The organism is Spirulina subsalsa PCC 9445 (assembly GCF_000314005.1).
In the GTDB taxonomy this organism is placed as follows: Bacteria; Cyanobacteriota; Cyanobacteriia; order Cyanobacteriales; family Spirulinaceae; genus Spirulina_A; species Spirulina_A subsalsa.
The window spans coordinates 342,920-359,973 of sequence record NZ_JH980292.1 but is presented as its reverse complement, the minus strand read 5'-3'; the positions used below and the strand labels follow the sequence as shown (position 1 = coordinate 359,973).

Genomic DNA, 17,054 nt, shown 5'->3' with positions numbered 1-17,054 from the left:
ATTATTGATTCTGGGGTAGATTTTTCCAGCGATTTTTTAAGGCAAGGAGTCGAGATAAATTCTCACTACCGACGAGGGAAATTAGGTATTTTACCATAATACTGAAGGTTAGCCCTTGAAGACCAAAAAGCTGGATAATTTCCCTGACGGTTTCATGGAAGTTTTCCACCCTGCCTTTACTGAAGTTATCTAAACAAAATCCATAGAGACAGTCTTTCGCTTTTTGCCGAATTTTTGGCTCAAGATCAGATTGCTGATAGAGGGATTTACAGAGTTGAAAGGCTTCTTTTGACCAGACTTCTAATTGTCGGGTGGATTTGGCTTGTTCATGAATGCGCCAATAGCCAATAATACGAGGTTCGTAGGTGAATTGATACCCTTTTAAGAGTAAGCGTAAGTGAAATTCCTGATCCATGCAGTGTTTTAGTTCGGAGTTAATCCATTGCTGATTTTCAAAGATTTTACGATGATAGAAAACGGAATGATTACTCACGCTAGAGTAAGGGATCATGTTTTCAACTGTTGCTTCAATAACGGGATATTTTTTGATAAAATTATCCTGTTCATCAATATGGTGAACTTCCCCATAAATAACATCAGCAGCAGGATTGTTTAAATAAGCATTGGCCGCATACCATAAAGCATGGGGAGCATAGGTATCATCGGAATTTTGCCAGCCAATGAGTTCCCCTGTTGCCCGTTTAAAGCCTTTATTTAGTGCCTCAGATTGTCCGCCATCAGGTTCACTAATCCAGTAGGCTAAAAAGGGTTCATATTGGCGAATAATCTCTAAGGTATTGTCATCACTGCCTCCGTCAATAATAATATATTCTAGGTTGGGGTAGCCTTGGAGTAAAATCGAGCGAATGGTTTCCTCCAAAAATTGTCCTTGATTGTAACTGGGGGTGACAATGGTAATTAAGGGCAATTGTTCAGGATCTACTACTTGATTTAAGAGGTTTATTTCTAGATCCCAAGGCCATCCGGTTTTGTCGGAGGGGGGAGGGGGCAAATCTTTTAAATGGAGGGCTTGTGTGAGAATCGTCATGAGGGTTTAAAGTGGCTTAAAGTGTGATAATATAAGTTTTTATACTGCTGGGCTTGTTGGCTTAAACTGTATCGTTGCTCTGCTATTTTACGACAATTTTGGGACATTTTTTCAACCAGACTGGAATTTTCCAAAAGTTCTAAAATTCCTTGGGTAAATTGTTCTACATTTTCGGCTTCTGCTAGGTATCCGGTTTTGCCAGATTCAATTAATTCTAGTACTCCTCCCACATTAAAGGAAATAATAGGAGTAGCACAGGCTAAACTTTCTTGTAAGACGAGGGGTAAGTTATCGGCACGGGTGGGAAATAGGGTTAAGGTGGCGGCAGAATAACATAACGCTTTGAGTCGATCACTTTCTATATAGCCTAGGTTTACGTTAGGAATTCCGACGATTTGAGCAATTTTATCACTACTATTCCCAAAGGTGAGCAGGACGGTTTCCTGTTTCAGGGTGGGGGGTAATTTTTCTAAGGCATCGATTAATAAATCTGCACCTTTGCGGCGATAACTGAGGTTTTCTACGCCAAATAAAAGGACATTTTTATAGTGATTAATGCCCAAGGCAGTGCGGGCAAGAGAGGGGGAAATAGGCTGATAAGTGTCTAAATCAATGCCATAGGGAATGACTTCAAGATGACAGTGTTTTAAGAGACTCTGTTTCACTTGTTGGGCTAACCAATGACTGGGGGTAACAATGGTTAAGTTAGACTGTTGATAAAGCCAGTTTTTGAGTTTCCATTCCCAAGGGGTGTGATCCGTGGTGATTTCGGGGTATTCTTGGGGATAGGGACAATGACCACAGCCAATTTTCCAGCGATCGCAATCGTAACTATAGGCACAATGTCCGGTAAAACTCCACATATCATGAAGTGTCCACACCGCAGGCTTTTCACGGGTGAGAGAGGGAAGGGCTAAGTAGTTAAAATAACCCGTATGGAGGTTATGAAAATTCAGGATTTCTGCTTGCTGATAAAAGGGATGGCGGGGAATTTCAAAACTGCTGATGACATTGAGATAGTTTAAACTCAAGCGTCGATTAAGGCGAGAAAGCTGGTTTTCTAACCTGAGACGACGGGGTATAATAGCAATGCGATCGCCTGCCTGTTTTGCTTCTCCTACCAGTAAACGCGACTCTACCCCCTGCTGCAATAACCCCTGATGGAGACGATAAGCTGCAATAGCCGCCCCCCCTTTGATATCCGATTGATTAATGTGTAGCACTTCAACCATAGTTGAATCTATCCTTTCCTGTTAGGTTGAAGCTTTGAGGCCATTTTCTGCACTGAATCTAGGGGATGTTCCAGCCAATATTTCAGACGGAGGGAAACAGGATGAACCCAATGCTGATAGGTTTGGCGGATTTTATGGGTTTTTTGAGAACCTTTTTCTAAACGACGTAGAGTTTCCCAATCTAAGGCAACATCAGCCACTTTTTGATAAATTTTGCCGTGACTACCTGCACATTCTCCTAGGCATTTAAGCCCCATTTTTTCAGCAAACTGATCAAAAGTATAGTGAAGATGAAAAGTTGAGGGAATATGACATTTAATCACCGGGAGAAAACAATTCGCGAGGATTAACCATCCCTGAATCCGCACCGTTGAAATCATCTCAGCCAGTAATTTTAAAGGATCATCTGTGTGTTCTAAAACATCGGTGCTAATTAAACAATCATAATTATTGCCAGACTGTTGAATAAATTTAATCTGGGGAAAGGGTTTCGTTTGTTGTACAAAATAAGGATGGGGGAAAGGTTCATAAATATCTACAGCTTGCTGCGGATTCTTTTGGACAATGAAACGGGCGATCGCACCACTGCCCCCCCCAAAGTCCAAAACCCTTGTAACTTCTGGATTTTGGGCTACCCAAGTGGCAATAGAAAGGCGATGTTGTACAGAGACAGAATCCGTTTCGGTAAATACCCCATTGAGTAACCAAACAGGATGTTGATAAAAGGCTTTAATTTGATGTTCTTCTAACCTTTCATTATTACAACCTAACTCATCCCAAATCTCATCAAGGAGATGCCAAATATCCGCCAATTCCAGAGGACTGTGGGGAATTTTTTCAACCAAATCAATTAAACTCTGCTGTTCCTCCAGCGAAAAAAGCGTAAAATCAAACTGTGTCATAATGCCATCATCTCTAAAGGAGAGTTACCATGAACCATCAAATCACAACGATTCTAGGTTCTGTTTAAGCCTGCTATTTTCACAACAATTGAGTCAATTTGTCGAATATCTGGGGTTGCAATGAGTGGACTAAAAACCATCGGTTCTCAAAGCATAAAATTCAGACCTCATGACCCATTAAATATTGAACCTGCCATTGACAAAATGTGGCAAATATGCAGCCCCTGTCCACCTCTTCATTATACATTGAAAAATCTGACCCAAAGTCAATAATACTAAACTCACAGACTTCTGAGATAGTTTCAATATGACGCACATTGGGAACATGAAGACATAAATCAAAATAATAAGAATTGGGTTGTAAAAAGTTGGGAGGAATTTCAAACGCTAGCTCAAACTCCTCCGCCCTTGACTCAATCTTATCTAAACTATACTCCGATGTGAAAATTTTTCGCCCTGGCCTGTCACTTAACACCAGACAAAAATTTGTATTCTCAATCCAACTTAATACTTTTATCTTAGTTCTTAAAATAATGGGTTCATTGTGAGCAAACTGTTTGTATGCTTCCCCTAAATTATTGACAGTTTCAGCACTAAAAATATGAATTTCATTGGGCAAATCAGGAGAGGCAACAAAGCGGTTGCTATCCCCTTGATTCATGGACTCTAGGTAAGCATTAATAATGGTCTGGGGTGAACCTTGTTGAATTAAAACCCCTTGACTTAACCAAAACGCCTGATTACATAGCTGATTCACCATGCCCATTTGATGGCTGACAAAAATCACCGTCCGACCCTCTTTTCCCACCGTTTCCATTTTGCCCAGACATTTTTTTTGAAATTGGGCATCTCCCACCGCTAGAACTTCATCAATCACTAAAATTTCCGGCTCTAAATGGGCAGCAACGGCAAAAGCCAAACGAACATACATCCCCGAAGAATAGCGTTTAACCGGGGTATCGAGAAACTTTTCAATTTCAGCAAAAGCCACAATTTCATCAAATTTTCGGTTAATTTCTTGGCGACTCATGCCCAAAATTGAACCATTTAAATAAATATTTTCCCGTCCCGTCAGTTCTGGGTGGAATCCGGTACCAACTTCCAATAAACTGGCCACTCTCCCCTTTAGAGTAATGCGTCCGGTAGTGGGTTCAGTGATGCGGCTAAGAATTTTTAGGAGGGTAGATTTTCCGGCACCATTGCGGCCGATGATGCCGACGCGATCGCCTTGTTCAATCTCAAAGGACACATCATCGAGCGCCCAGAACTCCTCAATCTCAGGACGAGTCAACCCTTGCCGGGGGTGCAAGAGGCGTTTCCCCCACCGTTTCACCCCATTGGCGATCGCATACCGTAAAGCATAGCGATCGCTCTCCTGCTGATGGTTAAGCAGATACTTCTTACCGAGATTTTCCACACGAATGGCAACATCGGACATGGGGCAATCAGGTCAACCGTAAAGAGCAATAAGTATTTTTCCCCTAAATGATATCCGCAAAAGTTCGTTCTGTCTTGCGGAAATACCACAAACTGCTAACCAACAGCACCAACAGTAAAAACAGAGACAGGAAAAATCCCGGCAGATAAAGATGAAAATTTCCCCCCAAAATCGCCCAACGGAACCCATCAATCACCCCCACCATCGGATTGAGAGAATACAACAAGCGCCAGCGTTCTGGCACCACATTACTACTAAACCCCACCGGAGAGAGATACAGCCCAAACTGGACGATAAACGGCACAATATAGCGGAAATCCCGATACTTCACATTCAAGGCCGACAGCCATAATCCAGCCCCCAAACTGGCTAACGCGGCGATCGCAATAAACAACGGCAAGAAAATAATCCGCCAAGTCGGGACAAAATTGTACACCACCATCAACAACAACAACATCATCCCCGCCACCAAAAAATCCACAAAACTCACCACCACCGCACTCGCTGGCACAATCAGACGGGGAAAATAGACCTTAGAGATCACATGAGCATTAGTAATCAAACTATTACTACAAGCCGATAAAGAATTAGCGAAAAACTGCCATGGCAACATCGCCGCAAACACCAAGATCGGGTAGGGTGCGCCATCCGACGGCAACTGAGCCAACCGACCAAACACCACCGTTAATACTACCATCGTTAAAAAGGGCTGAAGTAATGCCCAAGCCATACCGATGGCCGTTTGTTTGTAACGCACCAACACATCCCGCCAAGCCAAAAAATAAAACAACTCCCGATAGCGCCAAAGATCGCGCCAATAGTGTTTTTCCGTTTTCCCCGCTTCAATAATTAACGTAGGGGGTTTAGGGCTAGAACTGTGAGACATTCGCCGGATTGCTCAATGGGAAAGGTTGACACTCCCCGCTCTGCATAGACAGGGATTCTTCATTCATAGACTCGCCTTAATTTAGCAGGATTTCTCCCACTAAACTAGAGGGCAAATCTCCTGAAACTTTAGATAACGTCATAAATATTCACAAACCCACGAAAAACAAGGTTTTTGAGCCTTAACACTCTTAACCTCAAGCCCATTTGAGACAGAATAGCACTCCGAGGATGAGTACAATAGGCAAAGCGACCCATTTCAAGATTGGATCTGCTACTTTTCCCCGCCTTCCCCCAAGGGGAAGCGGGCGAAAATCAGGGTAAACTTTCAAACGTTTAGCTCTTGTTGCAACCTCAGAATAGGCAAAATACTATGACCGTCGATAATCTAGATCCCATTGTTCAAGAAGAAGACTTAGCAGAAACAGAAAACCTCAATTATCAGGAAATCATTGAAACCGTGATTTCCAGCTTAGAACAAAATGACAGCGCCATGGTCAATCACGGCGAACAGGGAACCCTCTGGAAATTCCAATATGGCAGTGTTGAAGTCTTTGTGCAGATGACTGGAACCAAGAATGATGACCTATTAACCGTTTGGTCGCCCATCCTCACCCTACCCGCCAAAAACGAATTAGAGTTAATGAAACAACTAATGGCCATGAATTGGTCAGGAACCTTTGAAACCTGCTTTGCTCTACTAAACGACCAAGTAGTAGTTTCTCATCAGAGGACAATAGCCGATCTCTACCCCGGAGAAATTTCTCGCGCCATCACCCTCGTGGCAACCATTGCCGACGACAATGATGATCGGCTACAAGCTGAATTCGGATTATAAATCACCCTACTCCGACGGGGGAAGAACTTGAATTTGTCCTTCTGGACTCACTTCAATTCTGCCCCCTAAAGCTTGGATTTGGTCTAACGCAATTTGTCGCGTTCGGTCATCCTGCACCGTTCCTAATATCATTAACCAGGCCGAAATTTGAGCCGTTGGACTGGCTGGATTTTTGCGTAAAAAATCAGCCATCTCTCGCGATAATTCGGCCACTTTCTGACTTTCTGGGTCAGAATAATAATCCGTCGCCCACTGTGCCGCTAATTCATAAGAACGTCGCGCGGCTTCCCCATCCCCCAGAAACAATAACTGGTTAATTGCCTTATGACGGAGGATATAATAAGCCCGATAAGGCGCTCTGGGTTGCACATATTGGAACGCTTCCTCCATTAAATCATTCGCTTCTTGGGGTTGGGCAGCGAAAATTGACCCTCCCGTTGCCAAAAAACTATAGGCATCCCGAAAACGAGGATCTCGCTCTAAAATAATTTCAAAATAGGGCAACACTAAAGAATGGTCTGTGATGGCTCTTGCTTCATCATCCCCGAAATATTGAAGGTAACGCAAAAAGACCCAATTTGCCCAGAGATTATCAAACCCTAAACTCGGTAAGTGACGAATTACAGCAAGACGCAAGGCCTCCCGTTGTACTTCCTGTTCAACTCGCGCTCGATCTAATTCTGTGACAGGTTGGAGTAAGGTTGCTAAACGAGGGCGCTGGAGGCCAATAATAGCACCCATTGATAGGAGAAGGACTAGAACAGTCCATCCGCTTGTTTTAAGGTGAGAGAAGAGGCTAGTTTCCATAGGTTCTTGACTTTTTCTGTATCAATGATACAACACCAATTTAACTTGAGTTGTGGGCAGTAGGGGAAGGTGTGGGGAACAGGGGAAATTCAGGCTTTTGCCCTCAAGTCTATTTCATTTGATATAACAATTCTCCTGCTGGTGGGGTACAGAGTCTCTAGTTTGAGGGAACAGATTATTAAAAAAAGATGTACCTTTGTCCTCTATTTTGTTAAATTTTGCTGTTGCTTCACCCAACCTATGGGAAGCAACGAATAGCTTTAAAAGTTAAATAAAACTGTTAATCGACGACGCACCCAGTTGACTAGATTTTTATCCTGTTCTGTGTCTTCTTCTAACCCCATATCTCGCAATTGTTGCCGCCGTTCTGATAATTCTTGTTGATGTTTTGCCAGTTCTTGGACAATCACTTCTGCCATTTCAGGATGGTCTTTGAGCAATTTTTTAAAGCCTTTGTCGTTGATTGTAAATAAAATTGTTTCTGTTTTGGCGATTACGGTTGCTGTGCGGGGAATTCCTAACAGTAAAGAGAGTTCACCAAAAAAACGCCCCTCTCCCAACGTTGCCAGATGTTTATTGATTTTTTGCACCACCACATCAACTGAACCCGATAGAACAATATAAAAGGCATCTCCGCGATCTCCTTCTTTAAATAAAACCTGTTCAGGATAAAGTCGTTTACGATAGCCAATTTCAATGAATTGCCGTAATTCTATGTCGGTTAAGTTCTCAAAGTAAACCACTTGCTTGAGTAAATCCCGTACAGAATGGCTTTTTTTTCCTGTTTTTACGGTACTCTCTGATGAGGTTTTCTGGAGAACTTGGGGAGAGGGTGGATGGATGATGGAATTTAGAATTTCTGGATTTTTTAACCATAAATCTCGTTGAGGAAAGGGAATTTCAATTCCATTTTGACGGAATATATAATCAATCCAATAATTTAGAGAACTTCTAATCAAAGGTTCTCGGTCAAATCCATTAATCCAGACTCGTAGCTCAAATTCTAAGGCATTATCTCCAAAACGGATAAATAAAACTTGCGGGGATGGTTCATGTAAGACGTTATTTTCTAAATAAGCCGCATTTAACAAGGCTTCTGTGACCGAAACAGGATCACTCCCATAGGCTACACCAATAGGGATATCAAGCCGTCCTTGAGGATCACCATAGCTCCAGTTTAAAACTTTACTTTCGACCAGTTTATTATTTGGGACAATTACATCCCCCCCTGAGCGAGTCCGAATCACAATCGCTCGTAAGGAAATGGCTTTAACATAACCCGCTAGTCCGTCAAATTCAATAAAGTCTTCAACCTTTATTTTTTGTTCAACTAATAGAATCAATCCACTAATAAAATTTCGTATAACATCTTGTAAAGCAAAACCAATCCCAAAGCCTAAACTTCCAATGAGAAATAATAGGGATTGAATATTAAAGCCAAGGCTTTGGACAAAGCCAAGAAAAAAGACTGTTCCTAAACTGTAACTTAAAATGGTGGCAATGGCTTCACGGTTGCCCACATCGAGTTTAAGGGGTAAAAGCAGTTTGTTTTTAAGTAGGTTTCTCAGGAGACGAACTAAGAGAATAACAAGGCAAAAAACTAAAATAAGCTCAATGATTGCCCAGAGTGTAATGGGAGGTTCTCCGGGGAAAATCGGGGTATTAAAAACAGTACGAAAATTTCTGATTAAGGACTCGATGAGGTTGAGCATGGGTTAAACTGGGGAGGATATCATCTGAATAAAATCGTAATGATCAAGAGTTTGGGAGAAGAAAACGAGTGAATGGGGGAAGAGTTTGGGCGATCGCAGCCAATGGGTTTCGAGAGGTCATCCGCGATCGCATTTTGTATCTACTCGGTTTATTCGGTTTGCTGTTGGTGGCGGCAGTATCCTTTCTGCCCGAGGTTTCAGCCCTGACAGAAGACAAAATTTTTCTCGATTTTGGCTTAGGGGTGATTGGTCTGCTAACCAGTGTCGTGGCGATTTTTGTCGGCACAGGATTAATCAGTAAGGAAATTGAAAAACACACGGTACTGGTCATGATACCTAAACCCGTGAGTCCTTCAGAGTTCATTGTGGGTAAGCATTTAGGACTCTGGATGGTTCTAGCCGTCTTGCTCCTCAGTATGACGGGAATTTATCTGGGATTGTTGTTGGCCTCTAATATTATATTTCCTCTGTCCTCTATTGCCCTCTCCTTACTGTACCTGTGGTTAGAATTGGGGGTGCTAGTGGCTACGGCCTTGATGTTTGGGTCTTTTACCAGTTCCCTGTTAGCGGTTTTACTCTCCTTGGCCGTCTATGTGATGGGACATTTAAGCCCGGATTTGGTGGCCTTGGGGAAACTGAGCAAAAACCCAACGATTGAAGCGGTGACGCAGAATCTCTATCTCGTGTTGCCGGATTTATCCCGTCTCAATTTCCGCAATGAGGCCGTTTATGGTTTAGTTCCCCCAAGTCTTGAATTGTTGGGGAGTGGGGTTTATGCCTTGGTGTATATGATTGTTTTGTTGACAGTGGCGATTCTCATTTTCTCCCGTAGGCAGTTTTAGACACCGGAAGGGGGGCGATACAATAGGGGTTTGATTTCAAAACTCTGTTCTGCTCAATCTACCCAAAGGATTAATCTAACCATGTTAGAGGCCAAGCTGACTCAACTACACACTTTATTTGCCTCAATGGATCGGGCATTGATTGCCTATTCCGGGGGAATTGATAGTACCTTAGTGGCCAAGGTGGCCTATGATGTTTTAGGCGATCGCGCTCTGGCCGTTACGGCTATCTCTCCGTCCCTCCTACCGGAAGATTTAGAAGATGCCAAAATTCAAGCCGCTACCTTGGGGATTCAACATCACTGCGTCGAAACCCACGAAATGAGCAACCCCCAATATACCGCCAACCCCGTCAACCGCTGTTATTTCTGTAAAAGCGAACTTCACGACACCTTAAAACCCCTCGCCCAAGAATGGGGGTATCCTTATGTGATTGATGGGGTGAATGCAGACGACTTAAAAGACTATCGCCCCGGCATTCAAGCCGCCAAAGAACGAGGAGCGCGATCGCCCTTAGCCGAACTCGGCATTACCAAAACCCAAGTCCGCCAACTTAGTCAGCACTTAGGTTTACCCTGGTGGGATAAACCCGCTCAACCTTGTCTCAGTTCTCGGTTTCCCTACGGCGAAGAAATCACCATCGCCAAATTACAACGAGTCGGCCGGGCCGAAGTCCACTTACGCAAATTAGGACTACAAAATATCCGCGTCCGTTCCGCAGGAGACACCGCCCGGATTGAACTCCCCCCCCATGAAATTAAAGAGTTTGTCTTAAGTACAGACTTACCCTCCCTCGTCCAAGCCTTCCAAGCACTAGGCTTTCTTTACGTTACCTTGGATCTCGAAGGCTATCAAAGCGGCAAACTGAATCGAGTTTTGGAACTCGCTTCCACCTCTGCCTGATCTTCAAAAATGGCTGAATCCAAGAAAAAAGGCGATGATGTGGTTCAAGGGGTATCCATAGGCTTGTTACTCTGGCTCTTCTTCCTCTTGGCACTCGTTGCCTTGGGCTATCAAGTCACCGTGAGCATTATTTTAGGCGGCTTAGGCGGGTTTTCTGGGGGGTGGATTGTGGCCTGGTGGAATAGTGACGAACCCCCCTCAGAACTCGATCGACCGAAAACCATGGAAGAACAGGCGGGTGAGCGACGCACCGCCCCCGGCATTGCTGAAGCCCAAGCGCGGCGTAAATGTCGGGAACGGAGAACCCCCAGAGGCCGCGTGCTTCCCATTCCCCGCTTTCTCTTGACTAAACGGAAACGCCGTCGTTGAGTTTAATTAGGGTCTGCTGAATAACACCAGATGCTAGGCTCAACAAGGGAACAGGGAACTCTTAACAGGGAACAGATCATCTAAAACTGGCACGATTGCCTATTCCCGACTCCCGACTCCCGATTCCCCAACTCTCGGACTTATTCAGCAAGCCCTAATTAGGGCTTGCTCAAAACCAAGAACCCCCACACCTTTAGGCGCCGGAGTGTCAACAACCAATTGAAAAACCTGTGCTACCATCTTCAGTAAGATTTTAGTAACACTTTTATACAATACAGGAACAATGGGCAAGGTTCTGGTGCTGAACGCCTCCTATGAACCGCTCAACATCACGAGTTGGCGGCGAGCGGTCGTTTTGTTACTTAAGGGAAAAGCCGAACAGCTTGAGTTTGAAACCCAAGAGATTTATAGGCGCTTCCCTACCCCGACGGTGATTCGACTGCGTTATTATGTGCGAGTTCCTTACAAAGAGATTCCGCTGACCCGGAGGAATATTCTCGAACGAGATGACCACTCTTGTCAATACTGTCGTTTCCGAGGGGATAATTTAACCTTAGATCATGTGATTCCGCGCTCCCGAGGGGGAGGAGACACTTGGGAGAATTTAGTCTCTGCTTGTGTGCGTTGTAATGTCCACAAAGGCAATCGGACTCCGAATGAGGCGCAGATGCCTTTACTGAGCCAACCTCGTCGCCCTTATAGTAGTCTACATTTTGAAATCGCCCGCTATATTCGCAGTGGTCGGAATGAGGAATGGAAAAAATATGTTATTGGGATTTAAGGGATAGGGAATATTGACAAATTAAGGCTCAACGTTAGAAGTCAAGGCATCGAGAGTCGGTGTAGGGGCGCAAGGCTTGCGCCCTAGGGAGTCGGGAGTCGAGGAATCAAGAATTATTACCTATTCCCTATTACCTCTCCCCTGCTCCCAACTCCCGACTCTCCGCCTTAATGCTTAGATGTATCACCTTTTTTGCTAGAATCAGGGCTTAATCCATCCATACAGCACAGGAGTAATGATTTCATGCAGGCTCAGGTTGCCAACCGTTTTAAAGTCGGACAGACAATCCTCGACCTGTATCGGGTCAAAACCATCCTCGGAGAAGGGGGGTTAGGGACGGTTTATCAAGTCCACCATGAGGGCTGGAATCAGGACTTAATCTTGAAAGTGCCTCATCCTGATGTGCTGGCTGGGGTGGGTGGATTAGAAAGTCTGCAACATACAACCGGGCAGTGGGTTGATTTAGGATTACATCCCCATCTGGTGAGTTGCTTTTATGGGCGAGTTGTGGAAGATCATCCCCTGATTTTTACCGAGGCCATTGGTGGCGGAACTCTAGAACAGTGGATTAGTCAGGAGAGACTCTATCATGGGGGCAATACAGCCGCCCTCAAACGGATTTTCGATATTGGCATCCAATGCGCTTGGGCTTTGGATTATGCCCACAGTAAGGGTTTAAAACACCAGAATTTTAAGCCCAGTAATGTGTTGTTAACCTCACTCGGGACGGTTAAGGTGACGGATTGGGGTTGGGGAAATCTGCGGGCGGTTCATGGGGGGAATGTCCTGTGGAATCCTTTGGATCGGCGGGCGAACGAGGATAAATTTACCCTTACCCCTTGGGGCGGTTGGACTCCGGCCTATTGTTCCCCGGAACAGGAACGGGGGGAAGCCATTCACCACCAGACAGATTTCTGGAGTTGGGGGTTAATGGTGCTGGAAATGTTCCAAGGGGGGCGGAATTGGAATCGGGGGGCGATCGCGTCTCATTTACTCCATCAATATCTCCAAACGACAGCCCCTTCCCATTTGCCCTTGATGCCGGAAGGCTTGGTGCATCTACTCCGCCATTGTTTTCAAGAATATCCCGGCGATCGCCCCTATCGCTTCCAAGAGGTCGCCGGACAACTGATGCAGATTTATCAGGCAGTGATCGGCACCGCCTACCCCCGTCAAGCCTTGAGTCAAGAACCCTTAGCCGAACACCTCAACAACCGCGCCCTCGCCCTCTTAGACCTTGGGGAAACCTCCGAAGCCTTGCAACTGTGGGATCAAGCCCTACGCCATCAACCCGGACACCCGGAATCGGTCTATAACTGCGGGCTGCTGTTATGGCGAATGCGTCAGATTACCGATGCCACCCTACTAGAAGAACTGGCGAAAACCCTCCCCCCTCAAGCCTCTTGGTTAAATAGCTATCTCTGGGGCTGTATCCATTGGGAACGGGATGACTGTGAAAGTGCCTTGCAGATGTGGGGGCAAATGGGAGAACCCGTGCCGGAAGAAGTTCAAACCAGTATCGCCCAAGCTCAAAACCGTCTTTCTCAGTCGAAGCGCCTTTGTCCCACTCCTTTGGGGCAGGTGCGCGGCCAAAGTAACCCCACCCAAGTCAATGCAGTTTGTTTTAGTCAAGATGGGCGCTATGGGTTAGCCGGGAAACAAGATGGCACGATGGAATTGTGGGATTTTCAGACCCATCAACGGCACGTTTTCGCCGGGGAGATTGGGGAAGCGGTGCAAGGGGTGTCTATTACGCCGGATAACCGCTATGTCTTGTCCGTGGGGTCGAAAATGTTACCCCCACCCCCCAATCACCCGGCCTATCCCCGGCAGTTTATCCCAGTGATTACCCTCAAGGTGTGGAGTTTAATCAGTGGGAAAGGGCTGTGTATGTTTGAAGTCCCGGCCACTCCTTTGGAAGAACAGGTTAGCCCTCGGGGAGAATTGCCCCCCAGTGAGGTGGCGGAAATTGGGGAAGTGTTGGCGACGTTCCCCCCTTCTACCACCCTCCCCCGAACTCAAGTATTAGCCGCCAGTGCCGATGGGCGTTATGAACTGTGGCAGGATTCCCTGACGTTAACCTTGGTGGAAGTGGCCACGGGACAAACTCTATATATGAGCCAACTCAATGGCGATCGCATTCTCCTAACCCCTCAAGGTCGCTATGCCCTAACGGTCGGGGAAACCATCAAACTCTGGAAACTAGAAACCGGGCAATGTGTGCGGGAGTTCGACTGTCGAGCCATGCAGCAAAACGCCGTCTGTATTTTCCCCAATGGTCGTTATTTCATCGCCGCCACGGTGGACTATAACCTAGAAATCTGGTCACTGGCCACGGGGCGCTGTTTACGCACCCTGAAAACCGATCGGACCCATATCACCGCCCTAACCTTAAGTGCCGATGGGCGCTATCTGGTCACAGCCGGACAGTCCCTCAAACTCTGGTCAGTGGAAACTGGGCGCTGTTTACGCACCTTTAGCTTTCAAGATAGCGGCCAAACCGTCGCCATTAGTCCCGATGGTCATTATGCCCTGGTGGGGGGGATGGGAGTACAACTGTGGCAAATTCACTGTTATACCCCCGCCCCCGCTGCTCCCTTGCGTCTTTGCACCGTTCACCCCACCGCTAACTTGCTTTCGGACTCAGAAATCTACGAGCAGGAACTGGCTCAAGCCAAACGGGCTTTTGGACAGGGGGACACCCTGACCGCCGTCCAATGTTTACGTCGGGCGCGCTCCCTGCCGGGCTACCGCCACGAACCCCGTTCCCTCGCCCTCTGGACGGAACTCTATACCCGTCTGCCTCGGGGCCCCTTACAAGATGCTTGGGAAGCCTTCACGTTGACGGGACATTATAAGGCCATGACCACGGTAGCCTTTAGTGCCGATAGTCAATGGTTGGTATCGGGAAGTAGCGATCGCACGCTCAAACTCTGGAACGTCGCCACCGGAGAAGCCGTCCGCCAGTTCTATCAAATGGGGCAAGAAGCCATCACCATCGTTCAATTTAGCCCCGATGGTCAATATATCTTTGCCGGGACGAGTGCCGGGAAGGTGCATATTTGGGAAATTGAAAGCGGAATCTGTCTCTATAACTTGACCGTAGACTCCCAAGGCATCACCGCCCTAGCCGTCAGTCCCGATGGTCTGTATCTCATGACCGGAGGCTATCAAGGCCGAGTGCAACTGTGGGAAATTGCCACCGGGCGCTGTTTGCGCACCTTTAGCGGTCACCAAACCCCCATCACCGCCGTTCAATTTAGCCCCGATGGTCAATACTGCATCTCTAGCGAAGCCGGAACCAGCCTCGCCCATCAAGGCTATCCCAGCCAAACCACCACCGCCCCCACCCCCAGAACCGACGGTTCCGTTGCCCTCGCCCTGCTTTCTCCCACCACCTTGGGCAACTGGCAATACTGGCAAATTGCCACCGGGGAATCTTTGCAAACCGTGTCCGGGTTGCGTTCCGGCTTAACCTCCGTTACCTTTAGCCCTGATGGGAACTATGTAGTCTCCGCCAGCACCGACCACACCCTCTCAGTTTGGGCGGTGCGCGTGGGGCGAAAAATTCGCACCCTCTACGGCCATGAAGGCATTGTGACGGCCGTCGCCTTTAGCCCCGATGGTCATTATCTACTCTCGGGTAGTTTAGACCAAACCCTGCGCCTCTGGAATACTACGACGGGGCTGTGTTTGCGCACCTTTGAAGAATCTTCCCCCGTGTTGAGTGTGGCCTTTAGTCGAGATGGCCGTTATGGGGTGGCCGCCCGTCAAGATGGGACGGGTCAACTGTGGATGTTAGACTGGGATTTAATCGAACAACCCCGCTCCGATTGGGACGAACGAGCTAGACCCTATTTAGAAAACTTTTTAACCTTACACACGCCTTATGCGGGGGATGTACCCGAAGAACTGCGCGCCGACCTCAAACCCTCCCCTCGGGTTTATCAGCGCCCGGTGGGCTTTCTGGGGCTGTTATTTGTCATCGCTTGGGCTTGTACGGCCTTGGCGACGGAGGTCTTTTCTGAGTCAGCCATCAATGCCAGTTTATTGGCTTTGGGGATGGCGGGGAGTGTAGCGGGGTATTTCTTCAGTCGGCAAGTGGGCAATCCCACCTTACAATTAGGGTCACTCTTCGGCGCGGGGATTATGATTGCTATTGCCTTGATGAACGCCGCCGAAGGGTTGGGTTCTCTGGCCGCGGCTTTATTGGGTGCGATCGCCGCCTATGTATTCACGGGCTTAGTTCTAGTAATTAAAAGTTCTAATCCCGCCTCTGTGGTACCCGGGATTCGCGCTTGCCAAAACCTAAAAGCCGAATTCGGCAAAGCTTCCACGGCTTTGATTCTCTTAAGCACTCTGAGCGGGGGGATGGTGGTGGAATTACTCTTAGATCGGGGAACCCTCGCCCCGTCTTATTGTGCCGTGATCTTGTTGGTCGTCTTGGGATACTTAATTTATCAAGGGGGCAAAGTGCTGCGCCAACAAGGGAAGATTCCCCTGTCTAAAATCAGCATCACGTTACTTTGTTTCATGTTAGCCCTGCTATCCTTGGGAAAATGGGCGCTCCCTAGTGCCATGGGGCGAACCCCCTCCGATGTGTGCCATAACCTCACCTTTACTCAAGATTATCTCGACCGGGCGGGTCGTCCGAACGCCACTGTCACCCTATACTATGAAACCTCCGGGGGCATTCTTCAATCCCGGGTTTTACCCATCCTTCAGTGTGCGGTGGAGAACAATAACCTGCCCTTAGTGCAGTTATTATTGAAGCGAGGGGCAGATCCCAATCAACCCAACCCTCAAGGACAGACAGCCCTACATAAAAGCGTCGAACGGAATAATCTGGAATTGACCCAGTTATTGCTTGATGGGGGCGCAACGGTGAATGTTGTAGACCAGAATCAGCAGTCTCCTTTGTATTTAGTTCAGGATAATGCGATCGCCCAACTCCTAATCCAACGGGGAGCAGACGTTAACCTCAACACCCCCAACGGTTCAATTCTCCACCGAGCCATTGCGGCCGGAAACACCGAACGGGTGAAAATGCTCATAGAAGCCGGAGCCAGTCCTAATGTCGTTTGCTCAGAATGTCTCGGCACAACCCCCCTCCATGCCGCCATCCGCATGAATCGTCAAGACTTACTTGATTTACTGCTCACTCAGGAGGCGGATTTTACCATCAAAGATCAAGACGGCAATATCCCCCTTGCTTTGGCCACCAAAACCGGACGCACTGGCATGGTACAACTTCTGCTCAGTCGCGGCGCTCCCCCTTTAGAAGATTGACACTTCCT

The 17,054-nt window shown here is 47.0% G+C and carries 13 protein-coding genes; 6 read left to right on the top strand and 7 right to left on the bottom strand.

Annotation, left to right across the window (positions count from 1 at the left end):
• Position 1: 1 nt before the first annotated feature.
• The 5 genes from SPI9445_RS24000 to SPI9445_RS0102030 form a co-directional block, all read right to left on the bottom strand.
• Positions 2-1,048 (bottom strand): glycosyltransferase family 2 protein, encoded by a 1,047-nt coding sequence (locus tag SPI9445_RS24000; protein ID WP_017303054.1) that lies wholly within the window; start codon positions 1,046-1,048, stop codon positions 2-4.
• Entirely contained in the window at positions 1,045-2,280 is a 1,236-nt protein-coding gene (locus tag SPI9445_RS0102045; RefSeq protein WP_017303053.1) for a glycosyltransferase family 4 protein, read from the bottom strand. The genes SPI9445_RS24000 and SPI9445_RS0102045 overlap by 4 nt, the downstream gene beginning before the upstream one ends.
• Positions 2,281-2,288: 8 nt before the next feature.
• Entirely contained in the window at positions 2,289-3,182 is an 894-nt protein-coding gene (locus SPI9445_RS23995) for a class I SAM-dependent methyltransferase (protein ID WP_017303052.1), read from the bottom strand.
• Positions 3,183-3,342: 160 nt separating this feature from the next.
• A complete protein-coding gene (locus SPI9445_RS23990) occupies positions 3,343-4,620 on the bottom strand; it encodes an ABC transporter ATP-binding protein (RefSeq protein WP_017303051.1) in 1,278 nt (425 codons plus the stop codon).
• 43 nt (positions 4,621-4,663) lie between these two features.
• Positions 4,664-5,506 (bottom strand): ABC transporter permease, encoded by an 843-nt coding sequence (locus SPI9445_RS0102030; protein WP_017303050.1) that lies wholly within the window; start codon positions 5,504-5,506, stop codon positions 4,664-4,666.
• Between the two features lie 372 nt (positions 5,507-5,878).
• On the opposite strand from SPI9445_RS0102030, the gene SPI9445_RS0102025 reads away from it, so the two are divergent.
• On the top strand, positions 5,879-6,343 hold the full coding sequence (locus SPI9445_RS0102025) for a YbjN domain-containing protein (protein WP_017303049.1): 465 nt from the start codon (positions 5,879-5,881) through the stop codon (positions 6,341-6,343).
• 6 nt (positions 6,344-6,349) lie between these two features.
• Here the strand turns inward: SPI9445_RS0102025 and SPI9445_RS0102020 are convergent, their stop codons facing one another.
• Positions 6,350-7,084, bottom strand: a complete 735-nt coding sequence (locus SPI9445_RS0102020; RefSeq protein ID WP_017303048.1) for a hypothetical protein — start codon at positions 7,082-7,084, stop codon at positions 6,350-6,352.
• Between the two features lie 326 nt (positions 7,085-7,410).
• Positions 7,411-8,862 (bottom strand): mechanosensitive ion channel domain-containing protein, encoded by a 1,452-nt coding sequence (locus tag SPI9445_RS0102015; protein WP_017303047.1) that lies wholly within the window; start codon positions 8,860-8,862, stop codon positions 7,411-7,413.
• Positions 8,863-8,930: 68 nt separating this feature from the next.
• Between SPI9445_RS0102015 and SPI9445_RS0102010 the strand changes: the two genes are divergently transcribed.
• The 5 genes from SPI9445_RS0102010 (at position 8,931) to SPI9445_RS0101990 (ending at position 17,046) form a co-directional block, all read left to right on the top strand.
• On the top strand, positions 8,931-9,704 hold the full coding sequence (locus SPI9445_RS0102010; RefSeq protein WP_017303046.1) for an ABC transporter permease: 774 nt from the start codon (positions 8,931-8,933) through the stop codon (positions 9,702-9,704).
• Between the two features lie 81 nt (positions 9,705-9,785).
• On the top strand, positions 9,786-10,607 hold the full coding sequence (gene larE / locus SPI9445_RS0102005) for an ATP-dependent sacrificial sulfur transferase LarE (protein ID WP_017303045.1): 822 nt from the start codon (positions 9,786-9,788) through the stop codon (positions 10,605-10,607).
• Positions 10,608-10,616: 9 nt separating this feature from the next.
• Positions 10,617-10,976, top strand: a complete 360-nt coding sequence (locus SPI9445_RS23985; RefSeq protein WP_017303044.1) for a hypothetical protein — start codon at positions 10,617-10,619, stop codon at positions 10,974-10,976.
• 283 nt (positions 10,977-11,259) lie between these two features.
• Entirely contained in the window at positions 11,260-11,757 is a 498-nt protein-coding gene (locus SPI9445_RS0101995; protein WP_017303043.1) for an HNH endonuclease, read from the top strand.
• Positions 11,758-12,000: 243 nt separating this feature from the next.
• Positions 12,001-17,046: an ankyrin repeat domain-containing protein gene (locus tag SPI9445_RS0101990; protein ID WP_017303042.1), complete on the top strand. Its 5,046-nt coding sequence runs from the start codon at positions 12,001-12,003 to the stop codon at positions 17,044-17,046.
• The last annotated feature ends 8 nt before the right edge of the window (positions 17,047-17,054 follow it).